Genomic DNA, 23901 nt, shown 5'->3' with positions numbered 1-23901 from the left:
GGTCGCAGGATGCCGGCGGCCCGAGTTTCCGCCACGTGCGAGGAAGTCGGGCATGCGTCGGGGGACTTCGGGTACCCGCACCGTGAGAGCACGCCTTAATCGTGACTTGCGTGGGGAGAGGTAATGGAAACCGCCGGGATCCGGTCGGATGCAGTGGTCGTGAAGAACGCCGTCGGCTGCAGGACGGACGAGGTACCGCTGCCGGAAATCGAGGACCCGAGGAAGGTCGCACCGCGTGACGCGCGGGAGCTCTCCCGCCAGTTCTTCCAGCGTCTTGCCGAACTGGAGGAAGGTACGCACGAGTACCAGTACGCGCGCAACACCCTCATCGAGATGAACATGTCGCTGGTGCGGTTCGCGGCCGGGCGGTTCCGCAACCGCGGCGACGACATGGAGGACATCGTCCAGACCGGGATGATCGGTCTGATCAAGGCGATCGACCGGTTCGAGCTGGCGCGGGAGGTGGAGTTCACGTCGTTCGCGCTGCCGTACATCGTCGGTGAGATCAAGCGGTTCTTCCGCGACACCACGTGGGCGGTGCACGTGCCGCGGCGGCTCCAGGAGCTTCGGGTGGAGCTGGCGAAGGCCCGCGAGGAGTTGTCCAGCCGACTGGACCGCGATCCGACGGTGGCGGAGCTGGCGACCCTGATGAACATCACCGGACCCGAGGTGGTGGAGGCACAGCTCGCCTCGAACGGATACAACTCCGCTTCACTGGACGCCGCGCTGACCGGCGACGGCCCCGAGGACGGGGAGGCCGTGCTGGCCGACTTCATCGGGGTGGAGGAGCACGGGCTGCGGCTCGTCGAGGACTTCCAGTCGCTCGCCCCGCTCATGGCCGAGCTCAGCGACCGCGATCGCGAGATCATCCATCTGCGGTTCGTCGAGGAGGCCACCCAGGCGGAGATCGGCGAGCGGCTCGGTTGCTCGCAGATGCATGTGTCGCGACTGATCAAGCGCATCATCACCCGGCTGCGCCAGGGCATGCTGGGCGAACTCGGCTGCGCCTGACGGCACGGTCCCGGGCGCTGTCCCCGTTCGTTACGGAGCGTGGGGCGGCGCCCGTGTTCGGGCTTGGCATCAGGCGTCTGATCGGGCCTGGCGTCAGGCGTCGGTTCACGCGTCGGGAACGGCACGCGGGCGGGTCGGTGTCAGCGGTTGATCAACAGAGCTGATCAACCGCCGAGGCTTACCAGCGCCCGGACCCGCTTGCCGACCGGTACGCGTTCGGCGGACACCTCCGCGGCCAGGGCGTGCACGATCTCCAGACCGTGCCGTCCGATCCGCTGGGGGTCTCGCGGGAAGCGCCGGGGCAGAGCGCCGCTGCTGTCGTAGACGCACACCGCGACCGCGGCGTCCGTGCCCTCCAGTTCCAGGATGTACGGGCCGTTGCTGTGCCGGTCCGCGTTGGTGACCAGTTCGCTGACCACCAGCAGGAGCTCTCCGTCGGCACGGTCGTCGATGGCGGCACACCACTCCGTCCTCAACTGCTCCAGGAAGTGCGCGGCGAAGCTTCTCGCCGCGGCGATGCATCCCTGTTCGCCGGTGAAGTGCGCGGACCGCCGGAGCGGCTCCACGGGCACGTCGAAACCAGTAGGTATCACTGCCCCGTCCAGGTGCTCGATCATGTGTTTCTCTCTGGGAACCCGGTCTGGCCGGTCTCTGCTGCACCAGTGCTCGTACCCCGAGCGAGCCATCACAGTCCCGGACGCTGTTCGCCGACCGCGCACATCGGACATTCGCTAGTCGGACTCCCCTGGAGTGTACGAGTCGGCAGCGGGAGCCGACGGGGCGGAGGAGGGAATGCTGGACGGCGGTGACGGGGCGGGTTCCTCGGGCCGGGAGGGTCGCCCGGACGGCGCAGGCGCCGACGCGGTGGGGCCGGACGACGGCTCGGACGTCGTCTTGTCGGTGGGCGGCTCGGTGGCCGGTGACCCCGACGGCGGCGTGTTCGGGCCCGCGGAGGACGGAGGGGACGAAGACGGGGACGACTCCTCGGAGGGCGTCGAGGACGAGGACTGTGACGAAGACGACGCCGGTGGGGACGACGCGGGGGTGGCCCAGGGGTCCACCGGATGCGCCGGCGGGCTGGTGGGCCGGTCCTCGTGGGCCGTGTGGTCGCCGCCCCGGCGCTTGAACCAGTCGTCGTGGCGGCTGTCGAACATCGTGAAGTCCTTCACGACCTGCTCGGCCGGCTGCACGACGACCACGGCGGAGGGCCGGTACGAGGGCCAGGGGGCCCCGACCGTCTTGGGCGCCGTCCGCTGCGCGACCGGAGGGGTGAGCGGGTTGCCGGAGGCGCAGCGAACCCGGGGCATGCCGCGGTCGTCGACCAGGACGGCCGTACCGGCCTGGAGGACGGCCTGGTAGCTGGTGGCTGCGCCGTCGCGGTAGCCGTGGTCGGTGACACGGGTGTCCACGCGGAGCTGTACGGGGGTGAGGGAACGCAGATGGGCGGGTACGGCCGAGGGGCCGACGCCCGCGACCGAGGCGAACGCCTTGTCCTTGGCCGGGTCCGCCTGGAGGTCCTTGATCTGTTGCTCGACGTCGCAGCTGGGCGTGGACGGTGTGCCGGCGTAGAGGCCCGGTTCCCCACCGCGCACGCTGTGCAGTTCACCCGGGGGCGCCGAGGCGGCCCCGCTGGGCGTGAGCGGCGCGACCGAGGCGTCTCGCGCCGTGGAACGGGTGAACGGGTCCGGTCCGGCCTTGTCCGCGGCTTGCAGAAATACCTCGCTCGTCCTGACGGTGCCTCCGCCGCCCGGTCGGGAGAGGACGACGGCGACGATCACGGCGGCCACAACGGCGGTGGTGAGCAGCGCGACGCGCGGGGCGGACCGCCACCACGGCCGGTGCGGCTGCGGCGCGCCGGGGCCACCACCCGCACTGCCGGGGCCGCCGGGGTCACCAGGACCGATGGGACCACCACGACCGCCGGGGCCACTCGGACCGGAGGGACCGCCAGCACCGCCGCCCGAGGGCGGCCGTGGCGGGGGGCCCGACAGCGGGCCGGAGGGCGGTCCCGTCGGACGGCCGGATGACGGAGGGTCGACGCTCAAGAGTCTGCTCCAAACGCCATAATTACCTCAATTGTGTGCTCCGTCCTCTGTCAGCCCGCAAGCCGACGCGGACGGCCCACCCGGCGCGCGTCGCAGGCGGCCGCTGCTTAGCGTGGCAGCGTGCTTCCGCGAACAGCGTCCGGCCGGACCGCCGCCCCCGCGCCGCACGGCTGGGTTCAGGCCGTGACGGTCGCGCTGGCCGGTTTTGCCGCGATGCTCGTGGTGGCCGCCCTCGGACTGTGGGCAGCGGGTGCGACCGATCTGCCGGCCGGCGCGTTCCCCCGGGTGGTGGCGGCGACCGTGGTGAGCGCGGTCGGCGGATCCGTGCACGTCTCGGGAAACGCGGGATCGCTCGCGAGGACACGCGCGGAACTGACGGCGATCCCCCTGTCCGTCACGCTGACCGGCGCCCTGGTGACCGCCGCGGGATTCCTGCGGCCGTTGCGGCACCGGGCGGTCGCGGGCGGCACGGAGCTGGCCGGGTGGGCCGCCCGGATCGCGGTGCCGTGGCTGCTCGCGCTGCTCGGGCTGGCCCTGGCGGCCCGGCGGACCATCGATCTCGAGGTCGGGGGCGTACTCGGGGACCTCGGGGACCTGCTGGACACGAAGCCCCGGATCGTCTTCGGCGCGGACGTGCCGCCGACTCTGCTGTTCGGCCTGCTGTGGCTGGCGGGCGTACTCCTGCTGGCGCTGCTGGTCTCGCGCGGGGCGCCGCTGCCGGGGCGGCTGCTGCGCCACCGGGAGTCGGTGCGGCCGGCCGCACACGCGGTGGTCGTGCTGCTGCTGGTGTACGTCGCCCTGGCCGCCGTCGTCACCCTGGTCGCCGCGGCCCGCGGCGGGCACCCCGGACGGATGTTCGCGGTGCTCCTGCTCGGCCTGCCGAACCTGGCCTGGCCCGCGCTCACCCTCGGCCTGGGCGCGACCTGGCACGGCAGGGTGGACGGCCCCTTCGGTCTGCCGCTGCCGGGTGTCGTGAGCGAACTGCTGCGCACTCCGGACGTCACCACCCTGGACCTGGGCACTCTCGCCGAGCACGACGGCAGGGCGTGGTGGCTGCTGGTGGCGGCCGTGGTGCTGGTCCCGGCCACCGGGTTCCTGATGGCGGTGCGCTCCCCGGCCCGGGTGCCGCTGTGGCGGCACGCCGTGCACCTCGCCGTCGCCCTGGCGCTGGCGGTACTCGCTGTGTGCCTGCTCTGTCGCGTCTTCGCGCGCTACGACCTGTCCCTGCTCGGCCTGGGGGACCTGGGTGGCGGACTGTCGGGCGAGCTCCATCTGTGGCCGGACCTGTGGTCGGCGGTCGGGCTCGCGGCACTGTGGGGGCTGGTCTGCGGGTTCCTGGGCGGGCTGCTGGCCCGGCCGGTGCGACGCCGCGAGGACCGACGGGAGGCCTCCTAACCGTGCCGGAAGACCGGCTCCGCCCAGCTCGGCGGGCCGGGCGCCGCGTGCCGTGGTGCTTGCGGCGGGGGCGGGGGCGTGGTTTCGCCCGTCATGGCGGCACGCAGTGCGGCGACGAAGGCGCGGCAGGAGTCGTACCGGTCCCCGGGGCTCTTGGCCAGAGCCCTGGCGAACACCGCGTCGACGGCCGCGGGCAGGTCGGGGCGGGCGCCGGTCGGCGGGGGCGCCGCGTCGTACTGGTGGGCCCACAGGAGGGCGAGGTCCTCGTCTCGGCGGAAGGGCGGGTGGCCGGTCAGGGTCTCGTGTACGACGCAGGCGAGGCCGTACACGTCGCAGCGGCCGTCGACCGGGCGGCCGGAGATCTGTTCCGGCGCGACGTAGTCCAGTGTTCCGACGAACTGTCCCGCCGTGGTGAAGCCGGTCAGGGAGAGGGACTTCTTCGTCAGCCCGAAGTCGGTGAGGTAGACGTGTTCGGGGTGGTCGCTGTCGGTGCCCTGCCCGACCAGGATGTTGCCGGGCTTGACGTCCCGGTGGACCAGGCCGTGCTCGTGGGCGGCGTCGAGCGCCGACGCCACCTGGGCGGCGATCCGCACGGCGACTGCGAGGGACAGCGGGCCCTGCCGGTCCAGCAGATGTCGCAGATCGCTGCCGGAGACGAACCGCATGGCTATGTAGAGGACGCCGTCGGTCTCGCCCGCCTCGAAGACCGGCACGATGTTCGGGTGGTCGATCGCGGCGGCCACCCGCGACTCGTGCGTGAAGCGCTGCCGGAACGTGTCGTTGCGGGCGAGTTCCGGTGCCAGCAGCTTGAGCGCGACCGTGCGGTCGAGGCGCAGGTCGTGGGCCCGGTAGACGACGGCCATGCCGCCCCGGCCGATCTCGCCCTCGATACGGTAGCCCGCGATCAGCTGCCCGACCGGTTCGGCGGGCCGCCCGGAGAACACGCCGGCGTGGTGCGTGGTCATGGCTCGCCCTCAGGGGTCACGACGCGGGTCGGGGGGTGGTTCGCGGTCCCGGTTCCGGGTGTCTCCCGGTCGGTGGCGTAGGTGGTGAGCCGCCGCCCGTCGCCGTACACCCAACAGCCCTCGTCCCTGTCGTAGAGCCACATGGCCTCGCCGTCGACCACCACGCCGATCCGTAGCCCCCGGGTGCGGCCGCGGAAGGACTCCCCGTCGAGTTCACCGCCGGCCAGGGCCTCCACCGCCGTCCGGTAGGCGGCCAGGGCCTGTTCGGCGCGGGCGAGCAGCGGGCGCGGGTCGGCGGCGTCGGTGGGCGGGCCGCCGGTGGCGGGCGGGTCCTCGGGCACCGCGACCAGATAGCGGCCGTCGACCCAGGCGGACCAGCCGTTGGCGCACCGGATCCGCCCCCAGTCGCCCTGCCGCTCGACGAGTTGCACGGGCAGCAGCGGGTCGAGCGGCACGGTGGGGCGCGCGGGGTCGGGTGTGTCCCAGGCGGGCATGCCGTACGACGGTACGACGTGGGTGGGCCGGAAGGCTGCGGTCGTCATGGCGGCGCCCCGCTACTTCCGCATGACGGCGGGCTCGTACCGGCGCAGCAGCCGGGCGACGAGGAAGCCGAAGACCGTGGCCAGCACCACCAGCATGGCCATGTTGAGCAGCCATGCCCCGGCCGTGTGCCGGAACAGCGGGTCGGCGGCCGGACCGCCGGACATGATCCGGGACACCTCGATGGTGCCCGCCATGGCGCCGAGCGCCCAGCGGGCGGGCACCAGCCAGGCCAGCTGCTCCAGACCGGGCACGCTGTCCAGCTTGAGCAGGGCGCCGCAGAAGACGACCTGGATGATGGAGATCAGTACCAGCAGCGGCATGGTGACCTCCTCCTTGCGCACCACCGCCGAAACGACCAGGCCCAGCATCATCGCCGTGAAGGACAGCAGGGCGACCGTCAGGGCGATTTCGAGCAGGGGTGGCATCAGCACGCCCTTGCCGCCGGGCGCGTTGAGATCGACACCGAGCAGGGCGACGAGGGTGAGGACCACGGCCTGGAGCACGGTGATGGTGCCCAGCACCACGATCTTGGAGGCCAGGTAGGCCGATCTGGACAGGCCTACGGCCCGTTCTCGCTGGTAGATGACGCGTTCCTTGATGAGTTCGCGCACGGCGTTGGCCGCGCCGGTCAGCACTCCGCCGACGCAGAGGATGAGCAGTGTGTTCATCGCGGTCTCGCCGGTCAGCCCGCCGCCGGCCAACGCGCGGGCCATCGCACCCATCACGAAAGGCAGCGCGATCATCGTGATGACGAAGGCACGGTCGGCGAGCAGAGCGGCGGTGTAGCGGCGGACCAGCGTGCCGAGCTGGGCACCCCAACTGCGGGGCCGGGGCGGTGGGGCCACGTCGAGGGGGCCGGGGTCGGGGCGGCGGGGCTGCGCGGTGGACTCGGCGACGTAGTGCCGGTGGAAGGGCGAACCCCGGTACTCCCCCGCCCAGTCCCGTTCCCGGTCGTGTTCGAAGGCTTCGAAGGCCTCCGGCCAGTGCTGGAACCCGAAGAAGGCGAGGGCTTCCTCCGGCGGCCCGTAGTAGGCCACTCGGCCGCCCGGCGCGAGCACCAGGAGCCGGTCGCAGACGTCGAGGCTGAGGACGCTGTGCGTGACGACGATGACGGTCCGTCCGTCGTCGGCGAGACCGCGCAGCATGTGCATCACGGACCGGTCCATGCCGGGGTCGAGTCCGGAGGTCGGCTCGTCCAGGAAGAGCAGCGACGGCTTGGTCAGCAGTTCCAGGGCCACGCTGACGCGTTTGCGCTGGCCGCCGGAGAGGCTGTGCACGGGTTGTTCGGTGCGCTGTTCGAGACCGAGTTCCCGGATCACCTCGTCGACGCGGTCGCGCCGCTCCTCGGGGGCGGTGTCCTGCGGGAAGCGCAGCTCGGCGGAGTAGCCGAGGGCGGCGCGCACGGTCAGCTGGGCGTGCAGGATGTCGTCCTGCGGGACCAGACCGATGCGCTGACGCAGCTCCGCGTAGTCGCGGTAGAGGTCACGGCCGTCGTACAGGACGGTGCCGTGGTCGGCGGGCCGCTGGCCGGTGAGGGCGTTCAGGAGGGTCGATTTTCCGGCGCCGCTCGGGCCGACGACCGCGAGCAGGCACTTCTCGCCCACCGGGAAGGAGACGTCGTCCAGGAGGAGCTTGTGTTCGTGGCCGACGGTGACGGAGAGTCCCTGCACGTCGAGGGAGACCTCGCCGGTGTCGACGTACTCCTGGAGGCTGTCGCCGACGAGGCAGTAGGAGACATGGCCGATGCCGACGATGTCTCCGGGCTGGACGGCGGCGCTGGTGACGGGGCGGCCGTTGAGGTAGGTGCCGTTGTGGCTGCCGAGGTCGGCGATCTCGTAGGTGCCGTCGGCGAGGGCACGCAGCTCGGCGTGGCGGCGCGAGACGACCAGGTCGTCCACGACGAGGTCGTTGTCGGCCGCGCGGCCGATGCGGACGGTGCGCTCGGGCAGCGGCCGTACCGCGGTGGGCTGCCGGAAGCCGCCGGTCCGTGCGGGCATCGAGACGGCAGAGGGGCGGTCGGGGGTGGGTTCGGGGCGGCCGACCAGGACCGCGCGGGGGCCGTCGGAGGGGCTGCCGAAGCGGATCACGCTGCCGGGTCCGACGGCGGACTCGCGGACACGGTGGCCGTCGGCGTAGGTGCCGTTGGTGCTGTGCTCGTCCTTGAGCGTCCAGTGGTCTTCCTCGGGCCGGAGCACCGCGTGGTGCCATGAGACCCGCGCGTCGTCGATGACGATGTCGCACAACGGGTCGCGTCCCATGTGGTAGTCGCGCCCCGGGGTCATCACCGTGGAACCCGAGTCGGTCTCCAGCACCAGCTCGGGCGCGGTCGGGGCGAACGGCCGCTCCGCCATGGAGAAATTGTACCGATTTATCGATATAGAGGCTTGAGATGCCCGAGCCGCCCGCCCCGGTCGTCCGCTCATCCCGGTTGGCCGCGGGAGCCTGCCTCGAGGGCCGCGCGAAGGACGGCCAGGGTCGAGGCGATGCGGGCCAGGTCGCCGGGGGGAACCGCCGCGGTCAGTGAGGCGAGCTCGCTCTCGACAATGGGACGGGAAGCGGTCAACTGCTCCTCACCCGCGGATGTGAGGCGCAGGACGGACGAGCGGCGGTCCTGGGGGTGCGCGACCCGCAGGCACCAGCCCGCAGCCACCAGCCGGTCGACCGCCTTGCTGACGGCTCCCACGGTGATCGCCAGCTCGCCGACGATGTCGAGCACGCGGCACCCCGGAACGCGGTCGATGATCTCCAGCATCTCGAACTGCCCCAGCCCCAGCCCCTGTTCGGCGCGCAACCGGGCGCTCGCCGCGTTGTAGAGCCGGGTCTCGACACGGACCAGATCGGTGAAGATCGGGGTGATGTGGCTCACATTACTCTCCAGTGGATTCCAGGGAATCATCTTCCTTGGAAACCGGTTGGGGTGTCATACATATGGATTCCAAGGAATCCATCCTCGCATCCCGCCCCATGGAGGCCCCGCATGTCCCGACAGCAGCGCGACGCCCTGGACGCCATACTGCGTTCCGCCCCTCGCAGCGACATCCCGCCCACCCCCGAGGAGCAGCGCAGCGGTTTCGCCGCAGCTCTCACCCGTCCCGCGCCGGAGGGTGTGGCCACCCGCAGGAGCGTCCTGGGCGGGCGGCCGACACTGGAGCTGGAGCCGACCGAGGCCTCCGGCCGCGGCCGACTGCTCTACCTGCACGGCGGCGGCTACGTCATCGGCTCAACGGACACCCACGCAGGGCTGGTCGGTGAACTGGCTCGCCGCGCCGGTCTGCGCGCGACGTCGGTGGACTACCGGCTGGCGCCCGAGCACCCTTTCCCCGCGGCTGTCGACGACGGACTCACCGTCTACCGCGAACTGCTCGCGTCCGGCACGGATCCGCGGGACCTCGTCATGGCCGGTGACTCCGCCGGTGGCGGCTTGAGTATCGCCACGCTGCTCGCCGCCCGGGAGGCCGGGCTGCCGCAACCAGCCGCCGTGGTCATCTTCTCCCCCTGGGCCGACCTCACCCTCGCCGGAGGAAGCATCCGCACCAAGGCGAGCGCCGACCCCATTTTCACGCAGGCCGACGTGCGCGCCTACGCCGATCTCTACATCGGCGCAGGCGACAGGGCACACCCCCTCGCCAGCCCGGTGTTCGCCGACCTCACCGGACTGCCCCCGCTCCTCGTACAGGTCGGGGCGAACGAGGTGCTCCTGGACGACGCGGTCCGGCTGGCCGGGCGCGCGGGCGCCGACGGCGTCGAGGTCACGCTCGAAATCGGCCCCGGCCTCCCCCACGTCTTCCAACACCACTACGGCCGCCTCGACGAGGCGGACGCCGCCCTCGACCGCGCCGCCCGCTTCCTCACCACCCACCTGAGCATCGGGCACCCGGACGCCGCCCCTCTCGAACCGGCCCACTGACCGAGAGGAACCCGCACCACCCCGGGCAGCCACGCGGCTGACCACATTGGAGATCCGCTGCCGGGCCGCCGGGTCCGCTCCGAGGTGTTCCGTCGTCCTGCCGGTGCCGGCCGACAACGCGATCAGTGCGAAAAAGGGCGTCGGCGGAGTCCGTTTCGGCGTGCGGCTGCAAGGCGGCGGAGCCGAGAACTCAGGGAAGTCGGCGACCGACGACAACGCTGCAGCCGTGCGTGCCGGACCTCGCGTGTGCGGCCTGCCAAACGACAGACCCGGCGCATCACCGGCCAACCGGACGGACCTTCAAGTCCGCCGATATCCAGTCTGCCAATATCCAGGTGCTGAGGGTCCGCGACAGCCTGATCGTCCACAGCCGAGACTTCCACGACCACCTTTAATCCTCATCATCGCAGCAAGTGGCGCCCTGCCGAGTCCGTGGTCGAGTGATCATAATCCGAGGAAGATCGGACCTTACGACCACTGACACGTTCCCTTACGCTGTCTGCGGACCGTTCAATCAGGGCGGGGGTTATGAACGGGGCGCGACGCGTTGAACTCGAGTGGGGTGCTGTTGGCCGATCGGTACCGCCTGGGTGCCATGATCGGCCGCGGTGGTATGGGGAGGGTCTGGCAGGCCCAGGATGAGCTGCTGGGTCGCCGTGTCGCGGTAAAGGAATTGACCGCGGTGCTGAATGTACTCGAAGAGGACCGGGCTGTTCTGCAGGACCGGATGCAACAGGAGGCACGGGCCGCTGCCCGTATCAACCATCCCTGTGTGGTCACCGTCTATGACGTCGTCGTGCAGGATGACCGCCCGTGGATCGTGATGGAGCTGGTTGACGGCCGTTCGCTGGCCGACGCGATCAAGGAGAATGGTTCACTCTCCCCGCGTGAAGCCGCCTCCATCGGTGCGCACGTACTGGATGCGTTGCGCGCCGCGCACAGCTCGAACGTCATCCACCGCGACGTCAAGCCGGACAACATTCTGCTGGCCCGCGACGGTCGTGTGCTGCTCACCGACTTCGGGATCGCGCTGATAGAAGGCGATCCCGCGCTCACACGCACCGGCGAACTGGTGGGATCCCTGGACTACCTGGCACCCGAGCGGACTGGAGGAGGCCGCCCCGGACCGGAGTCAGACCTTTGGTCGCTGGGAGCAGCGCTCTACGCGGCTGTAGAGGGCGTCTCACCGTTTCGCCGCACGTCGGTGCTCAGCACCATGCACGCCGTAGTGATGGAGGAGCCTCCCGAACCGCACAATGCGGGACCGCTCGCGCCGGTGATCACGGCACTGCTGCGCAAGGAGCCGGGAGAACGACCCTCAGCCGGCGAGGCTGCGCGACTGCTGCGCAGGGTGGCAGACGGACAGAGTGATGTTGTCGACCATGTCCCGGCAGGGCAGGGCGCGGCGGTCGCCCAGTCGACATCGCGGGCGTCCGCCTCCACGGCGGCTGCGAGGACACGCTTCACCGCCCCGGCCACGAGGGAAATCCCTCAGCCAGAGGAGCACCAACCCGGTCAGGCAGCTCCGGTGCGTCGGCGTCGACGCACCATCCTGATGATCGCGCTGACTCTTGTCGTGCTCGGCACGGGTGGCACCATCACCTATCTGAAAAGCCTTGACGGTTCTCGTCAGGCGAGCACGACGCTGCGGCCGGAATCAACCAGCCCACCCGAGGCGAGCCCGCCCAAGTCGGGAAGCCTCAACGGATCCCACCGGTTGAGCGACCCATGGGGGTTCTCACTTGTCGTTCCCGATGGTTTCACACGCTCAGTGGAGTCACCCCGGGTCTTCTACTATTCGGCGGGCAAGGAGTTCAGGCTGGGCATCCGTAACCAGGAGCCCGATCCAAACGGACCTCTGGCCGTCATGCGCAAGCTCGATGCCGCCGGCCCCGGAGCCTACAAGGGCTACCGGGACGGGATAGTCAGCCGCACCACACAAAACGGGCGGCCGGCCGCGCTGTGGGAATTCACATGGAATGGATTCACGGGGAAAGACCCACGCCGCACATACGACCTGTGCTGGACCGAGGGTGGCCGGCAGTACGACATATGGATCTCGTCACCGATCCAGAAAACCGAGCAGGGCCGTAGCTACTTCGAAACAGCCAGAGCCACATTCAAGCTTCGGTGACGACCGACGCCGTGACCGTGAACAGTCCGCCGTGCGGGTCCCGGTCCCGCAGCATGACCCGCACGGCGCCGCCGGTGATCCGTGCGATGGCCTGCCAGCCGTGGCGCAACACGCCCCGGTCGTCTTCGTAGGCCACCTGGCAGGAGCCCTGGAAGGGGGCTTCCAGCGGAGCCGGGAAGTGGTCGTCTCGCACAGCCCTCATGGCGCCCACCGTCCCGATGGAACCCGGAGTTTCAGATCATCATCACCTTATGTGCGACATCACCGCCTGCTCAACCGGGCGGCTCCGGGCCGCATGACGGTCCCGTCACGCCCTGGCGGTGGGTCACGAAGTCATGATTCAGCGCAGGGAAAGCCAGGTATCACACGTGCAACAGCGCAGGCCGTACAGACGGCTGCCACTGACCATCGCGGCGAGCGTGCTCGCCACCGTGGGGGTCTCGGCCATCCCGCAGTCCGCCCAAGCGGCGGCCCCGCAGCCGGCGGACCATCAGACGGTGGCCGATGGCCGCCAGAAGACCTTCGAGCAGGCTGCGGCGGAGTACGACGTCCCGTTGCCCGTTCTGCTCGCCGTGGCCTATCACGAGTCCGCCTGGGATGCCCACGCGGGCGAGCGCAGTAGCGCCGGCGGCTACGGCCCCATGCATCTCACGGATGTGACGCCCGGGATGCTGGCCGGAAGTGATGCGGGGGCAGCCGGACGCGCGGACCTCGCCACGATGGCCGCCAATCCGTCCCTGCACACCGTCCAGACCGCCGCCGCGCTGACGGGACTGCCCGCGCAACGACTGCGTGCGGACGAGACGGCCAACATACGCGCGGGGGCGGCGCTGCTCGCCTCCTACGCGAAGAGCACGGTCGGCGGCACCCCGAAGGATCCGGGCCAGTGGTACGCCGCCGTCGCCCGGTACAGCGGTTCCTCCGAGCAGCGCGCGGCAGGATCCTTCGCCGACAGGGTGTTCACGACCATCAAGAGCGGAGCGCGGGAGACCACTCGGGACGGACAGCACGTCGAGCTGGCCGCCACCCCGAGTGTCGCGCCCGCCACCGCCCAACTGTCCGAGCTGGGTCTGAAGGCGTCGGCCACGGACTCCGCGAGTGACACCGAGTGCCCCACCACCGTCAACTGCGCCTTCCTCCCGGCCGCGACAGCCAACGGCCAGGTGTCCAACCGTCCCGCCAACGGGATCAGGATCGACTCCATCGTCATCCACGACACCGAAGGGTCCTACGATGCGACCCTCAAGAGCTTCCAGAAGGCCGGCGGCGGCTCGGCGCACTACGTCATCCGCTCCTCGGACGGCGCGGTGACACAGATGGTGCCGACCAAGGACATCTCCTTCCAGGCGGGCAACTACTCGTCGAACCTGCACTCGATCGGCATCGAGCACGAGGGCTACGCCGCCGCCGGTGGCACCTGGTACACCCAGAACGAGTACGAGACCAGCGCAGAACTCGTCCGGTACCTGGCCAGGCGTTTCGACATTCCGCTGGACCGGCAGCACATCCTCGGACACGACAACGTGCCCGGCCCCAACTCGGGTTTGGTCTCGGGCATGCACTGGGACCCGGGCCCGTCCTGGGACTGGGAGCGCTTCATGCGGCTGCTCGACGCTCCGGTAAACGGTCGGCACGGCGTGGGCCCCGTCGGCTCGCCCGTGACCATCACCCCCGGGTACGACCGCAACCAGCAGACGGTACAGGTCTGCCCGTCCGACGACCCCACCGGCGCCACGACCGCGTGCACCGAGCGGACCCAGTCCTCGAACTTCGTCTATCTGCGCACCGCGCCCAGCGCCACCGCGCCCCTCTTCGGTGACCAGGCCGTCCATCCCGACGGCGTCGGCACCAATCGCGTCAACGACTGGGGCAGCACCGCGACGGCCGGGCAGCAGTTCGTCGTCGCCGACCGCCAGGACGACTGGACGGCCATCTGGTACAGCGGCACGAAGGTCTGGTTCTTCAACCCGCACGGCTGCAACACCACCCCCGCCCAGGGCGTGAAGGTGGTCAGCATCTCCGGCACCTCCCCCGTGTCCGTGTACGGATCGAGCTACCCGGACGCGAGCGAGTACCCCTCCGGGCTCTCTCCCTCCGCCCAGGCCCCGCTGAGTTTCTACACCATCCCCTCCGGCCAGGCGTACGTCGCGACAGCCGCACCCGCGCCCACCGACGACTACTTCCCCTCCAGCGGCAAGGTCGTCCTGGGCGGGAAGTCCATGTACACCGTCCAGTACAACCACCGCACGGCCCTCGTGTACTCCTCCGACGTCACCGCGCGCCCGTAGGCCGCTCCTTCAGATCGCCGGAGCGTTGGTCGACGTATGTGGTTGACGGTGCCCGGTGGGCAAGACGTCCCCACCGCGCCGCACTGTCGACCGGCGGCCTGGTCCGCTCCCGCCGGCTGATCGCCGCCGCCCGAGGCCGCAACGCCATCGCCTCGGGCGGCGGCTCCGGGCCCAGCGACGGCATCCACTCCTGGTTCACGCCGGGCGCCTCCGTCAAGGGCAGCTTTGCCGACCACCTGAGCCAGGCCGGCTTCCATGTCCTGTTCGAGGCCCAGTGGATCCACCGCCCGGCGACCACGTCCGCTGCGGGCCTGGCTGCACGGGCAGACCCGCTTCACAAGCAGTCCGAGCCCGCCGTTTCGCGACCTCCGTGCCCACAAGCGCGCATGAACGCGAGAGTGGGGAACCACCTCGGAATCGACGCGAGGACTGCGCAAGGGGCAAATGCCTTGGGGAGATGAATTACCTGATACGAACTCCCGTGCCGCTGACACGGACGCGGGAGTCACCCTCGCGCAGCGTCACCGTGAGCTCGCCAGGGCGCCCCAGGTCCTCTCCTTGATGCAGGGTGAGAACGGCGTCGTTGGGTACCAGTCCGAGGTCACGGGCGTACGCGCCGAACGCGGCGGCTGCGGCGCCGGTTGCCGGGTCCTCGACCACTCCACCGACGGGGAACGGGTCACGGACGTGGAAGACGGTGGCCGACTCCCGCCACACCAATTGAACCGTGGTCAGGTCCAAACGGTGCATCAGGGCTTCGAGGCGCGCGAAGTCGTACGCCAGATCCGCGAGCCGCTCCCGAGTCGCCGCCGCGAGGACGAGATGGCGGGCACCCGCGAACGCGATACGGGGCGGGAAGGCCTGGTCGAGATCGGCGCCCGGCCAGCCGAGCGCGGAGAGCGCCTCCGTGCGGTCCGCGTCGGTGATCTCCTCGATGCGCGGCTCGACGCTGGTGAGCGTGGCCCTGACCGTCCCGCCCTCGTCGGCCACCTCTACGGGCACGGTGCCGGCGCGCGTCGCGAATACCAGTTTCCCGGGGCCTGTCCTCTCGGCGAGCGCCACGGCGGTTGCGATGGTGGCGTGCCCGCAGAACGGCACCTCGGCCTTGGGGCTGAAGTAGCGGATGCTGTAGGCGCGTTCTCCCGCGCCGCCGAGGTCTTCCGGAGGCGCGGTCAGGAACGCGGATTCCGAGTACCCGAGCTCGGCGGCGATGGCGATCATGTCGCTGTCACTCAGGTGGGTGGCGTCCAGAACGACGCCGGCAGGGTTTCCGCCGTCGGGGGCACTGGAGAAGGCGGTGTATCGCAGAATCTCGGGCCGCGGCGCGTTCATCGTCATGCCACGGCAACACAGGACGGACTCACGGCTATTCCTGGATGCGCTGCCGTCGGCCTGGAACCACACGCCGAGTACTACCGGCTCATGCGCGGGGACCGAGATTCGCATGCGTACCGGCCGGACGGGCAATAAAACAGAGGCGCTTCCGGGCGGACGCTCGTAGTATCCATGAGCAGGCGAGCGCCGGAAGTGCCGCATCACGCGGATGCTCGAAGGCTCGCCAATCCAGGGGGACACGACACCATGCTGCACGAACTCGATACCCAAGCACGCGTGAACGAGCGTCTGCGTGAGGCAGAGCGAGAACGTCTCGCCCATGCGCTCCGCCTACAGCGCCGCGCCGAACGCGTCGCTCAGCGCGCCCGCCGGGCACTGAGCGCCGTCTCATGACTGACATCTTCTTGCCGCTTCGCGGGCTGTTGCCGGATTCCCGGTGACAGCCCGCCTGCATTTCCACGGGCGGGCAGCCAGGTCGGAAACTGCCCGGACGGGCGATCGTGGCGGTCGGCGCGAAGGGCGAATCGGGCAGGGCGGGTGATCGACCCAATCGGCATACAGATTACGATTGGTGTTATTCGATCGCGTGTACGCCCCGACCTCCGGACGTTGTGCTGCACCGACAACGGAAAGAAAACCGAGAGAACAAGTGCGTGCAGTAAGACGGGACGTCATCACGGTTGCCCTGGCGGCGGCCCTTGCGTCCGGCGTGGTGGGGTGCCAGGACTCGAAGAGTTCGGAGGGCAAGGCGGACGACGACACGTCCGGAGGGACGGAGGTGCGGCGGACCGACCCGGCGGGCGTGCTGCGGACGGCGGTGAAGAAGACCGGGACGCAGGCCTCGTACAAGACGATACAGACCGGCGAGAACGGTACCGGCCGGTCCGACATGCTGTACCAGCGGAACCCTGCCGCCACTTCCATGACGTCGGTCACCGAGAAGTCGGCCGATGCGCCTGACGGCATGATCCGTCTCCTGACGGTGGGCGGCACGATGTACATCGCGTCCGCGAAGGTGCCCGGCAAGTCCTGGTACTCGATACAGGGCATGGAGGGTGGGGGAGCTCCGCGCGCGGCCGGGTACATCGACGAGTACGGGGGCGCGCTCGCCGCGACAGAGAACACCCGGTGGGTGGCCGAGGAGACGGTGGGGGACCGCAAGTCCGACCACTACCGGGGCACCGTCGACTTCGCGGCCCTGGCCGCCTACAAGGGCACCGCGTTCCCCAAGGAGGCCCGCGAGCGGTACACCCTGCTCGCCAAGCGCAACCACTTGAAGTCCGCCGTCATCGACATCTGGGTCGGCAAGGACGACCTGGTCCTCAAGGCCCGCGAGACGAGCACGGACACGAAGGGCAAGAAGGACGTCCTCAACGAGGAGTACTCGCACTTCGGCACGGTCCCCAGGATCACGGCGCCGCCCGCGAACCAGGTACTGACCTCCGACCAGTGGCTCGACGCTCAGGCCCACGGCTGAGAACTAGAGCTTAAGGCGGCGCCGACCGGGCATCCGCCTGTACGGGCTCGTCAGGCGGCCTGCGCACTGCTTCATGGCCCAGCGGAGGAACCGACGTGATAATCGACGACAGACCGGCGCACCCGGCCCCCGACACGGCGCCCGACATGGCAGCGCGCAAGCAGCGGCTGCGCCGCCGTCTGGAGCGACTGATAGGCGTGGCCGCCACCGAAGGCAACGACCTGGTGCCCCTGCGAAACGGTGACCAGATCTTCCCCGCGATGCTCGGGGCGATCCGTTCGGCGCGCCACACCATCGACTTGATGACGTTCGTGTACTGGCGGGGCCAGATCGCCCACGACCTCGCCGCCGCGCTGGCCGACCGCGCCCGCGAGGGGGTGCGCGTACGACTGCTGCTTGACGGTTTCGGCGCCAAGGAGATCGAGGGCAGCCTGCTCGACCTCATGAGCGGTGCGGGCGTGCAGGTGGCCTGGTTCCGCAAGCCCGTGTGGCTGTCGCCGTTCAAGCAGAACCACCGCTGCCACCGCAAGGCTCTCATCGTCGACGAGCAGACCGCCTTCACCGGGGGCGTCGGCATCGCGGAGGAGTGGTGCGGCAACGCCCGCAACCCCGCCGAGTGGCGTGACACGCACGTCCAGGTGCGCGGTCCGGCCGTGGACGGCATCGCGGCGGCGTTCGCCCAGAACTGGGCGGAGTGCCACGACGAACTCTTCGACGACCGCGACCGCTTCACGGAGCACAAGCAGGCCGGGGCCTCGGTGGTGCAGGTCGTCCGCGGCTCGGCGAGCATCGGCTGGCAGGACATGCAGACCCTCATCCGCGTCATGCTCACCTCCGCAGAGGAACGCTTCCGGCTGGCCACCGCCTACTTCGCCCCCGACACCTACTTCATCGACCTGCTGTGCGAGACCGCCCAGCGCGGCGTACGGGTGGAGATCCTGCTGCCGGGCCCCTACACCGACCAGCGCGCCTGCCAGCTGGCCGGCCAGCATCACTACACACGTCTGCTGCGGGCTGGCGTGCACATCCGCCAGTACCAGCCGACCATGATGCACGCCAAGATCATCACCGTGGACTCCGTCGCCTCCCTCATCGGATCCACCAACTTCAACCGCCGCTCCATGGACCACGACGAGGAGGTCATGCTCACCGTCCTGGACGAGACGTTCACCGCGGCACTGGACCGCGACTACGAAGCGGACCTGGAACAAAGCGTGGACATCGACCTCACCCGGTGGAGGCGCCGAGCACTGCTCCAACGCGCCAAGGAGGCCGCGGTGGTACCCATCCGCCGCTTCCTGTGAGGCATTCAGACGCCTGGTGAGCCGACGGCCGTGCGCCGGGAGGCGCTGCGGTAGGTGGAGATGCTCAGGGCCAGCATCCAGTAGCTGAACAAGGCACCCATCAGGGCGGTGGTGCCCCAGCCGTTCGCCGCGTAGAAGTGCGCGGGCTCGTTGCCGAAGAACAGGGACGGGACGAAGGCGAGGTTGACCCCGGCCAGGACGAGGGCCGAACGGCCCGTCCAGCGTGGCAGCAGGTCTGTACGGGCGATTCCGTAACCCACAGCGGTCAGGAAGAGCGCGAGTACGAGCCGGCCGATCGCGCCGTAGAGGATGTAGGTACCGCTGACCGAGATGGTCGGGTCGATCGGATGGTCGGCGGCGATGACCGCGCCCGCTTCCAGCCCACTGGAGACCAGGGTGATCGTCACGTAGACCAGGCCGGTGGCGAAGGCCGTCGTGCCGACCCATTCGTGGGCGGGGTCCGCCGCCTTGACCAGCTCTCGGAACGCGGTCACAAACACGATCAGGAAGGACAGCGCGAGGATTCCGACCAGCAGTCTGGCCAGGACGTTGGAATCCGGCGGCGGGCCGGAGTAGATGAAGTAGAGGGGCACTTCGACGATGAAGGCGACTGCGGTGGTGATGCCCGCGAGGCCCGTCAGGCGCCTGGCGATGGTTTCGTTCATGGTTGTCCCCCTGAAATCCGGGTGAGTGTGAAATCCGGGTGAGTGTGGGTTCCGTGGTGGTTCGTGTCGTGTGGGGGCGGCCGACGGATCCCTCGAGGCGGGCCGTCTCCGTGCTCACCCGAGCGTGTCCCAGAACGCGCAGTGGTGGCGTGACCGCGCCGTGCGGGTGGGGACGATGCGGTCCGGTGCCAGGGACAGAACCGTGTGCCGGGGCCAGTGCGGCGTGGAAGGCCTGTCGGGGTCGGCGTCGCGGGCGAAGTGCGTCCAGTAGTCGATCATGGCGTCTGCCAGCCGGAGCTGTGCCGCGGTCAGGTCTCGGGGGCGGCCGCCCAGGTCGAACAGATAGGGGAGTTCACTCGCGTGCGGAGCCCCGAGCGGGAAGGGCGGTGTGTTCGGGGTGAGCGGAGGGGCGTGCTCGTCGGCGAACTCGTACCGCCACACGGGTGTATGCGCGGCCAGCAGGCTTCCGGCGCGCGCCGTCGGGCAGGCGAAGTCGGCATCGCCGATCACGGCGCCGAACACCGGGCCCCCGTCCGTACGGTGCACGGGGTATTCGCGGACGACGGCCTTCGCCCGCGCCGAGGAGGGGAAGAAGGCGGCCACGACGTCAGGCCAGGTCTCAGGCGTGACGGGATGGCCGGCCAGCATGATCCCCGCGGCCCATCCGTTGCCCTCGTCGTGGTTGTTGCCGATGATCACCGGGACGCGATGGAAACGGCCGGCGATGATAGCCGCCGCGGGGTCGCCGGGCAGCAAGGGGGTGGAGAACGAAGGCTGTTGGTCCACGCCCTGGGCGGCGAGCAACCGAGTGACATCCACGCGGCGCAAGCAGGCCAGGGCGTCGTGCGCGGATCCGCAGCCGACCCTTGTCGCGAAGTCCGTCCCTTCGGCGCGCGCTCTGGCCAGGGGGATGGCGGCCGGGGCGAACGGCCGGTCGGGGCGGCCGGTGCACGGGCCGCTGTCGATGATCGCCCGGTCGAAGAGCCCCGCGGCGGCGGGTGAGGCGAGCTGCGCGCAGACGCTGAATCCGCCGGCCGACTCACCGGCCAGCGTCACGTTGTGCGCGTCGCCGCCGAAGGCGCCGATTCCGACGCGTACCCAGCGCAGTGCCGCCTGCTGGTCGGCCAGGCCGAAGGTGCCGGAGCCGGGCAGCCCGCTGTGCGCGAGGAAGCCGAGGGCTCCGAGGCGGTAGTTGACGGTGACGACCACGACGCCGCCGCGAGTGGCCATGCGGTGGGCGTCGTACGAGCTGCCCGCTCCGGTGGTGAAGCCGCCGCCGTGCAGCCACACGATCACCGGACGGAGGCGCGCCCGTGCCCCGCCGTCGGGCGTGGTGACGTTCAGGGAGAGACAGTCCTCGTCGGTACCACCGACCACCTCGCCGGTCGGCTGCGGACAGGCGCTCCCGGGGCGGGTCGCGTCCCGGATCCCGGGCCAGGGGGCCGGGCGGTGAGGCTCTGTCCAGCGCCGCCTGCCAACCGGAGGCGCCGCGTAGGGAATTCCCTCGAAGGTGCGGTAGCCGTCGTGGGCGGCGCCCCGTACCAGCCCGTCGTGAGTTCGGACAGTTGTGTCGGCGGGCCCGGTGGACCGGGCCGGCGGCGCTGTGGACCACGCCGCCGTGAGTACGGCGGACAGGGCCAGGGCCAGGGTGGCAAAGACGCGGTGCGTACTCATCGACTCCCCCTTCGGTCAGGCGCCGCCCATGCCACCGCGCGCGGCGACCATGGTCATCGGCAGAGTGCGCACGGCCTGCTCCAGGCCGGGTCCGAGAGCGGCGAGACGCCCTGTACATGCGTCGATGCGGGCCCAGGAGATCCGTCTGTCCCGGCGTGACACGGCTGAGTGGACACCGCCCGCCGCGGCCAGCGCGACCAGCGCGGCGTCAGCGGTGGGAAGCTCCGCCACGGTGCCGTCTCCGTGCAGCGCGTCGGAAACGCGGGCGCGGAGGGCGACGGGTACGGAGCGGTCCGCCATGGTCGGTCCCCTGGTGCGAAACCCGGATCGTGGTTTCACGGTAAGGAGCCCGGCCGCCACGAGCCGGCCCTCCACCTGCCTCAAGGTCTGCTTGCGGCGGCGGCGAATGAGCCGCTTCCAGCTGCGCCCGGCCGCGTCGCCCAGAATGGCGTCCAAGGCTGCGATGCCGGTCGGTTCCGCGTCGAGCACGGTGACCGTGCCGCGATCCTCACCGAGCCGACCGCGCGACGCGAGGTCGACCAGGGCGGCGGCACGCACCAGCAGTTCCGTCCGGGAACGGTCGTAAGGACCTTCGGCGGTGTCGTCGTAGGCGAGTAGGTACATGAGGCAGGCCAAGTCGTCGATCACATCTCGAAGCTACGGCCGACAACCCGGGCCACGGATCGGCCACGGGAACTGTCTGACACTGGGAACCCAGGAGGATCGCGGCCCGGCCTCCTCCTGGAGGAGGAGGCGGAGTCACGGGCGTCGCGGCCTCACCAGGCCGTGGTCGTAGGCGGCGACGACGGCCTGGACGCGGTCGCGCAGCCGCAACTTGCGCAGCACCGCGGTGACGTGGTTCTTGACGGTGGCCTCCGACAGACGCAGCCGCTCGGCGATCTCCGCGTTCGACAGTGCCTGCCCGATCAGAGTGAGCACTTCCCGCTCACGGCCGGACAGGTCCCGCAGGGAGGGCGGCGGCGCGGACTCGTGCGTGGTGCGCAGGAACTGATCGAGGACGCGGCTCATCACGGCCGGTGCCAGCAGCGCGTCGCCGCGCGCGGTGAGACGGATCGCGTCGACGAGTTCGGCGGGACGCATGTCCTTGAGCAGGAAGCCGCTCGCTCCGGCCCGCAGCGCGGCGACGACGTGTGCGTCCAGGTCCCAGGTGGTCAGCACGAGCACCCGAGCCCGACTTCCCGACTGCGAGATCTGCCGAGTCGCCTCGATGCCGTCCAGGACCGGCATGCGTAGATCCATCAGGACCACGTCGGGCGCCAGGTCCCGCGTCAGCCCCACCGCGGCCCGGCCGTCGGATGCCTCACCGACCACTTCGAGGTCGTCCCGGGCGTCGATGATCATGCGGAATCCGGTACGGACCAGGGTCTGGTCGTCGGCCACCACCACACGCAGTGTCATGACCGGCGCGCCGTCGGCAGCCAGGCGGTCACTTCGAACCCGCCTTGAGGCAGCGGGCCCGCGTTCAGACTGCCGCCCACGAGCCGTGCTCGGTCCGTCATCCCAGCGAGGCCACGCCGCTCCCCCACCGTCGCCGAACGTGCTTGCGCTGTACGCCCGTTGTCGATCACCGTGATCTTCACACCCTCCCCCTGGGACGTCACGTACACGTTCGCCTCGTCGGCTCCGAGCGCGTGGCGCAAGGTATTGGTAAGGGCCTCCTGGACGATCCGGTACGCCGCCGAGTCCACCGTGGCCGGCAGCTCATCGGTGGCGGTCTCGCGGTGCACACGCACGGTCATCCCGGTTGCGCTGACCGCGTCGGCCAACTCGTCCAGGCGTCCGAGCGAGGGCCGCGGTTCCAGCGGCCGGCTCTCCGGTTCCAGCGACCGGCTCTCCGGGTTCTCCTCGTCGGGCCGAAACGCCAGCAGCATGCGCAGTTCGCCGAGCGCCGAGCGAGCACTTGAGTCGATCGCCCGCAGCGCCTGCCGGGCCTGTTCGGGTCGCTGGGTGAACACGTCGTCGGCTGCGCCCGCCTGAATGATCATCACTGACAGGGTGTGCGCCACGACGTCGTGCACCTCACGCGTGATACGCGCGCGCTCCTCCACCACGGCGCGACGCGTCTCCGCCCTCGTCCGTGCCTGCTGCGCCCGGCGCAGTCGCCCCGCGGTCCACGCCAGGACCACCGCCGGCAGATAGGCCGCCAGCCCCGTGCCGCCTCCCGCAGCGAAAGCCAGCGGCGCCGGAAGGCACATCACCGCGAGCGCTCGCACCGCCACCCGCCGCGGCCTGGTGGCGGACAGCACGCACAACGTGACTTGGGCCGCGAACAGCGCCCCCGTCAAGGTCACTTCGGGCAGCATCACCCAGACCGCAAGCCCTGTCGCCGCGTTCACGGCCAGGACAAAGCCCGGGGCGCGTGCCTGCCACCTCAGGACGCAGGTCTGCGCGAGGACCAACACCACGGCCGCGGGAAGCCGTCGGCCGTGCTCCGCACCGGTGACGAGCACCGAGGTGCCGAGGACGGCAAGCACCGCACCGGCCGACCCTGACCACAGCGCCCGCGCCACTCGGGGCGACAGCTCGACCGGCCCTTCCTCGGCGAACGCGTCGTGCGGCTGGCTGCTGCGGTCCACGCCCCGATCCTATCGGGGCGAGCAAGGGGGCTGACGGTTCGCCGCAACATGCGGCGTCACCGGAACGCGCGGCATCCACAAGCAAGATCGTGACGCTCTTCGCCAGGGGCCTTCGACTCCAGTCCGGCGCGGTTGCAGCGAGTCCCGGGATTCACTCCCGTCCGGCCCCATGGCCATGAACTGCCAAGCCGCCAATAAGGGCGACGAGCCCGGCTGCGCCCTTGGTAGGGGGACGCAGCCGGGTACCTGCTTGCGGAGGGGTGTCCCGGGTCAGCGTGCGGAGCCGGCGCGACGCATCCGCGCGGCGAGCAGGAGGCCCGCGCCGGCGACGAGCCCGGTCGCCGCGCCGCCCGCGATCAGGGCGGTGTCTCCCGTGCCGGTGGCGGCGAGGCAGGAGCCGCTGCTGCCCTGCGGGGTCACGGCGGTGTTGCCCCCGCCCTCACCCGCGCCGGTGCCGGTGCCGGTGTCGGTGTCGGTGTCGGTGTCGGTGGGGCTGCTGTCGGTGCCGGAGTCGTGCCGGCCCTGGTGGCTCTCGCCCTTGCCGTTCTCCTGCCGGGCCTT

20 protein-coding genes and 1 pseudogene are annotated in these 23901 nt (G+C 70.5%); 7 read left to right on the top strand and 14 right to left on the bottom strand.

Annotated features, from left to right (window positions below; translation table 11 throughout):
- The first annotated feature begins 123 nt into the window (after positions 1–123).
- A complete protein-coding gene (locus ACIPK3_RS25685) occupies positions 124–1011 on the top strand; it encodes an RNA polymerase sigma factor SigF (protein ID WP_402573229.1) in 888 nt (295 codons plus the stop codon).
- Positions 1012–1175: 164 nt separating this feature from the next.
- Here ACIPK3_RS25685 and ACIPK3_RS25680 read toward each other — a convergent pair whose 3' ends face one another.
- Both ACIPK3_RS25680 and ACIPK3_RS25675 read right to left on the bottom strand, forming a co-directional pair.
- Positions 1176–1628 (bottom strand): ATP-binding protein, encoded by a 453-nt coding sequence (locus ACIPK3_RS25680; protein WP_402573227.1) that lies wholly within the window; start codon positions 1626–1628, stop codon positions 1176–1178.
- A 114-nt stretch (positions 1629–1742) separates the two neighbouring features.
- Complete coding sequence (locus ACIPK3_RS25675) at positions 1743–3056, bottom strand: DUF6777 domain-containing protein (RefSeq protein WP_402573225.1); 1314 nt, start codon at positions 3054–3056, stop codon at positions 1743–1745.
- A gap of 120 nt (positions 3057–3176) precedes the next feature.
- On the opposite strand from ACIPK3_RS25675, the gene ACIPK3_RS25670 reads away from it, so the two are divergent.
- Positions 3177–4451: a streptophobe family protein gene (locus ACIPK3_RS25670; RefSeq protein ID WP_402573223.1), complete on the top strand. Its 1275-nt coding sequence runs from the start codon at positions 3177–3179 to the stop codon at positions 4449–4451.
- Here ACIPK3_RS25670 and ACIPK3_RS25665 read toward each other — a convergent pair.
- From ACIPK3_RS25665 to ACIPK3_RS25650, 4 genes are all read right to left on the bottom strand, one after another.
- Positions 4448–5416, bottom strand: coding sequence for a serine/threonine-protein kinase (locus ACIPK3_RS25665; RefSeq protein ID WP_402573221.1), 969 nt, complete (start codon positions 5414–5416; stop codon positions 4448–4450). The two genes, ACIPK3_RS25670 and ACIPK3_RS25665, sit on opposite strands and share 4 nt — an antisense overlap.
- Positions 5413–5958: a hypothetical protein gene (locus ACIPK3_RS25660; RefSeq protein WP_402573220.1), complete on the bottom strand. Its 546-nt coding sequence runs from the start codon at positions 5956–5958 to the stop codon at positions 5413–5415. Before ACIPK3_RS25660 ends, ACIPK3_RS25665 begins: the two co-directional genes overlap by 4 nt.
- Before the next feature lie 12 nt (positions 5959–5970).
- Entirely contained in the window at positions 5971–8310 is a 2340-nt protein-coding gene (locus ACIPK3_RS25655) for an FHA domain-containing protein (protein ID WP_402573218.1), read from the bottom strand.
- Between the two features lie 68 nt (positions 8311–8378).
- Positions 8379–8825, bottom strand: a complete 447-nt coding sequence (locus tag ACIPK3_RS25650; RefSeq protein ID WP_402573216.1) for a MarR family winged helix-turn-helix transcriptional regulator — start codon at positions 8823–8825, stop codon at positions 8379–8381.
- A gap of 111 nt (positions 8826–8936) precedes the next feature.
- On the opposite strand from ACIPK3_RS25650, the gene ACIPK3_RS25645 reads away from it, so the two are divergent.
- Together ACIPK3_RS25645 and ACIPK3_RS25640 are read left to right on the top strand one after the other, a co-directional pair.
- Positions 8937–9866: an alpha/beta hydrolase gene (locus tag ACIPK3_RS25645; RefSeq protein ID WP_402573214.1), complete on the top strand. Its 930-nt coding sequence runs from the start codon at positions 8937–8939 to the stop codon at positions 9864–9866.
- Positions 9867–10428: 562 nt separating this feature from the next.
- Positions 10429–12000 carry a serine/threonine-protein kinase gene (locus ACIPK3_RS25640; protein ID WP_402573212.1) on the top strand — a complete coding sequence of 524 codons (1572 nt, stop codon included), beginning with the start codon at positions 10429–10431 and terminating at the stop codon, positions 11998–12000.
- On the opposite strand, the gene ACIPK3_RS25635 is transcribed toward ACIPK3_RS25640, so the two are convergent.
- The gene (locus ACIPK3_RS25635) at positions 11987–12202 is read right to left on the bottom strand and encodes a hypothetical protein (RefSeq protein ID WP_402573210.1); all 216 of its coding nucleotides are present in this window, start codon (positions 12200–12202) and stop codon (positions 11987–11989) included. The two genes, ACIPK3_RS25640 and ACIPK3_RS25635, sit on opposite strands and share 14 nt — an antisense overlap.
- A gap of 166 nt (positions 12203–12368) precedes the next feature.
- On the opposite strand from ACIPK3_RS25635, the gene ACIPK3_RS25630 reads away from it, so the two are divergent.
- A complete protein-coding gene (locus tag ACIPK3_RS25630) occupies positions 12369–14288 on the top strand; it encodes an N-acetylmuramoyl-L-alanine amidase (protein WP_402573208.1) in 1920 nt (639 codons plus the stop codon).
- A 462-nt stretch (positions 14289–14750) separates the two neighbouring features.
- On the opposite strand, the gene ACIPK3_RS25625 is transcribed toward ACIPK3_RS25630, so the two are convergent.
- Positions 14751–15626: a PhzF family phenazine biosynthesis protein gene (locus ACIPK3_RS25625; RefSeq protein ID WP_402573206.1), complete on the bottom strand. Its 876-nt coding sequence runs from the start codon at positions 15624–15626 to the stop codon at positions 14751–14753.
- A 646-nt stretch (positions 15627–16272) separates the two neighbouring features.
- Between ACIPK3_RS25625 and ACIPK3_RS25620 the strand changes: the two genes are divergently transcribed.
- Both ACIPK3_RS25620 and ACIPK3_RS25615 read left to right on the top strand, forming a co-directional pair.
- Positions 16273–17100: a hypothetical protein gene (locus ACIPK3_RS25620; RefSeq protein WP_402573204.1), complete on the top strand. Its 828-nt coding sequence runs from the start codon at positions 16273–16275 to the stop codon at positions 17098–17100.
- Between the two features lie 146 nt (positions 17101–17246).
- On the top strand, positions 17247–18404 hold the full coding sequence (locus tag ACIPK3_RS25615; protein WP_402573319.1) for a phosphatidylserine/phosphatidylglycerophosphate/cardiolipin synthase family protein: 1158 nt from the start codon (positions 17247–17249) through the stop codon (positions 18402–18404).
- A 5-nt stretch (positions 18405–18409) separates the two neighbouring features.
- Here the strand turns inward: ACIPK3_RS25615 and ACIPK3_RS25610 are convergent, their stop codons facing one another.
- The 6 genes and pseudogenes from ACIPK3_RS25610 to ACIPK3_RS25585 form a co-directional block, all read right to left on the bottom strand.
- Positions 18410–19069 (bottom strand): hypothetical protein, encoded by a 660-nt coding sequence (locus tag ACIPK3_RS25610; RefSeq protein WP_402573202.1) that lies wholly within the window; start codon positions 19067–19069, stop codon positions 18410–18412.
- A 114-nt stretch (positions 19070–19183) separates the two neighbouring features.
- Positions 19184–20743: a carboxylesterase/lipase family protein gene (locus ACIPK3_RS25605; RefSeq protein WP_402573200.1), complete on the bottom strand. Its 1560-nt coding sequence runs from the start codon at positions 20741–20743 to the stop codon at positions 19184–19186.
- 15 nt (positions 20744–20758) lie between these two features.
- Positions 20759–21391 carry a GPP34 family phosphoprotein gene (locus ACIPK3_RS25600; protein ID WP_402573199.1) on the bottom strand — a complete coding sequence of 211 codons (633 nt, stop codon included), beginning with the start codon at positions 21389–21391 and terminating at the stop codon, positions 20759–20761.
- 111 nt (positions 21392–21502) lie between these two features.
- Entirely contained in the window at positions 21503–22162 is a 660-nt protein-coding gene (locus tag ACIPK3_RS25595; protein WP_402573197.1) for a response regulator, read from the bottom strand.
- Entirely contained in the window at positions 22159–23340 is a 1182-nt protein-coding gene (locus tag ACIPK3_RS25590) for a sensor histidine kinase (RefSeq protein ID WP_402573195.1), read from the bottom strand. Before ACIPK3_RS25590 ends, ACIPK3_RS25595 begins: the two co-directional genes overlap by 4 nt.
- A gap of 270 nt (positions 23341–23610) precedes the next feature.
- Positions 23611–23901, bottom strand: a pseudogene (locus tag ACIPK3_RS25585) (hypothetical protein); the annotation flags it as partial.

The organism is Streptomyces sp. NPDC086787 (assembly GCF_044745865.1).
GTDB lineage: Bacteria > Actinomycetota > Actinomycetes > Streptomycetales > Streptomycetaceae > Streptomyces.
Note: the sequence above shows the minus strand (reverse complement) of the source record. Positions and strands in the feature narration are given on the sequence as shown.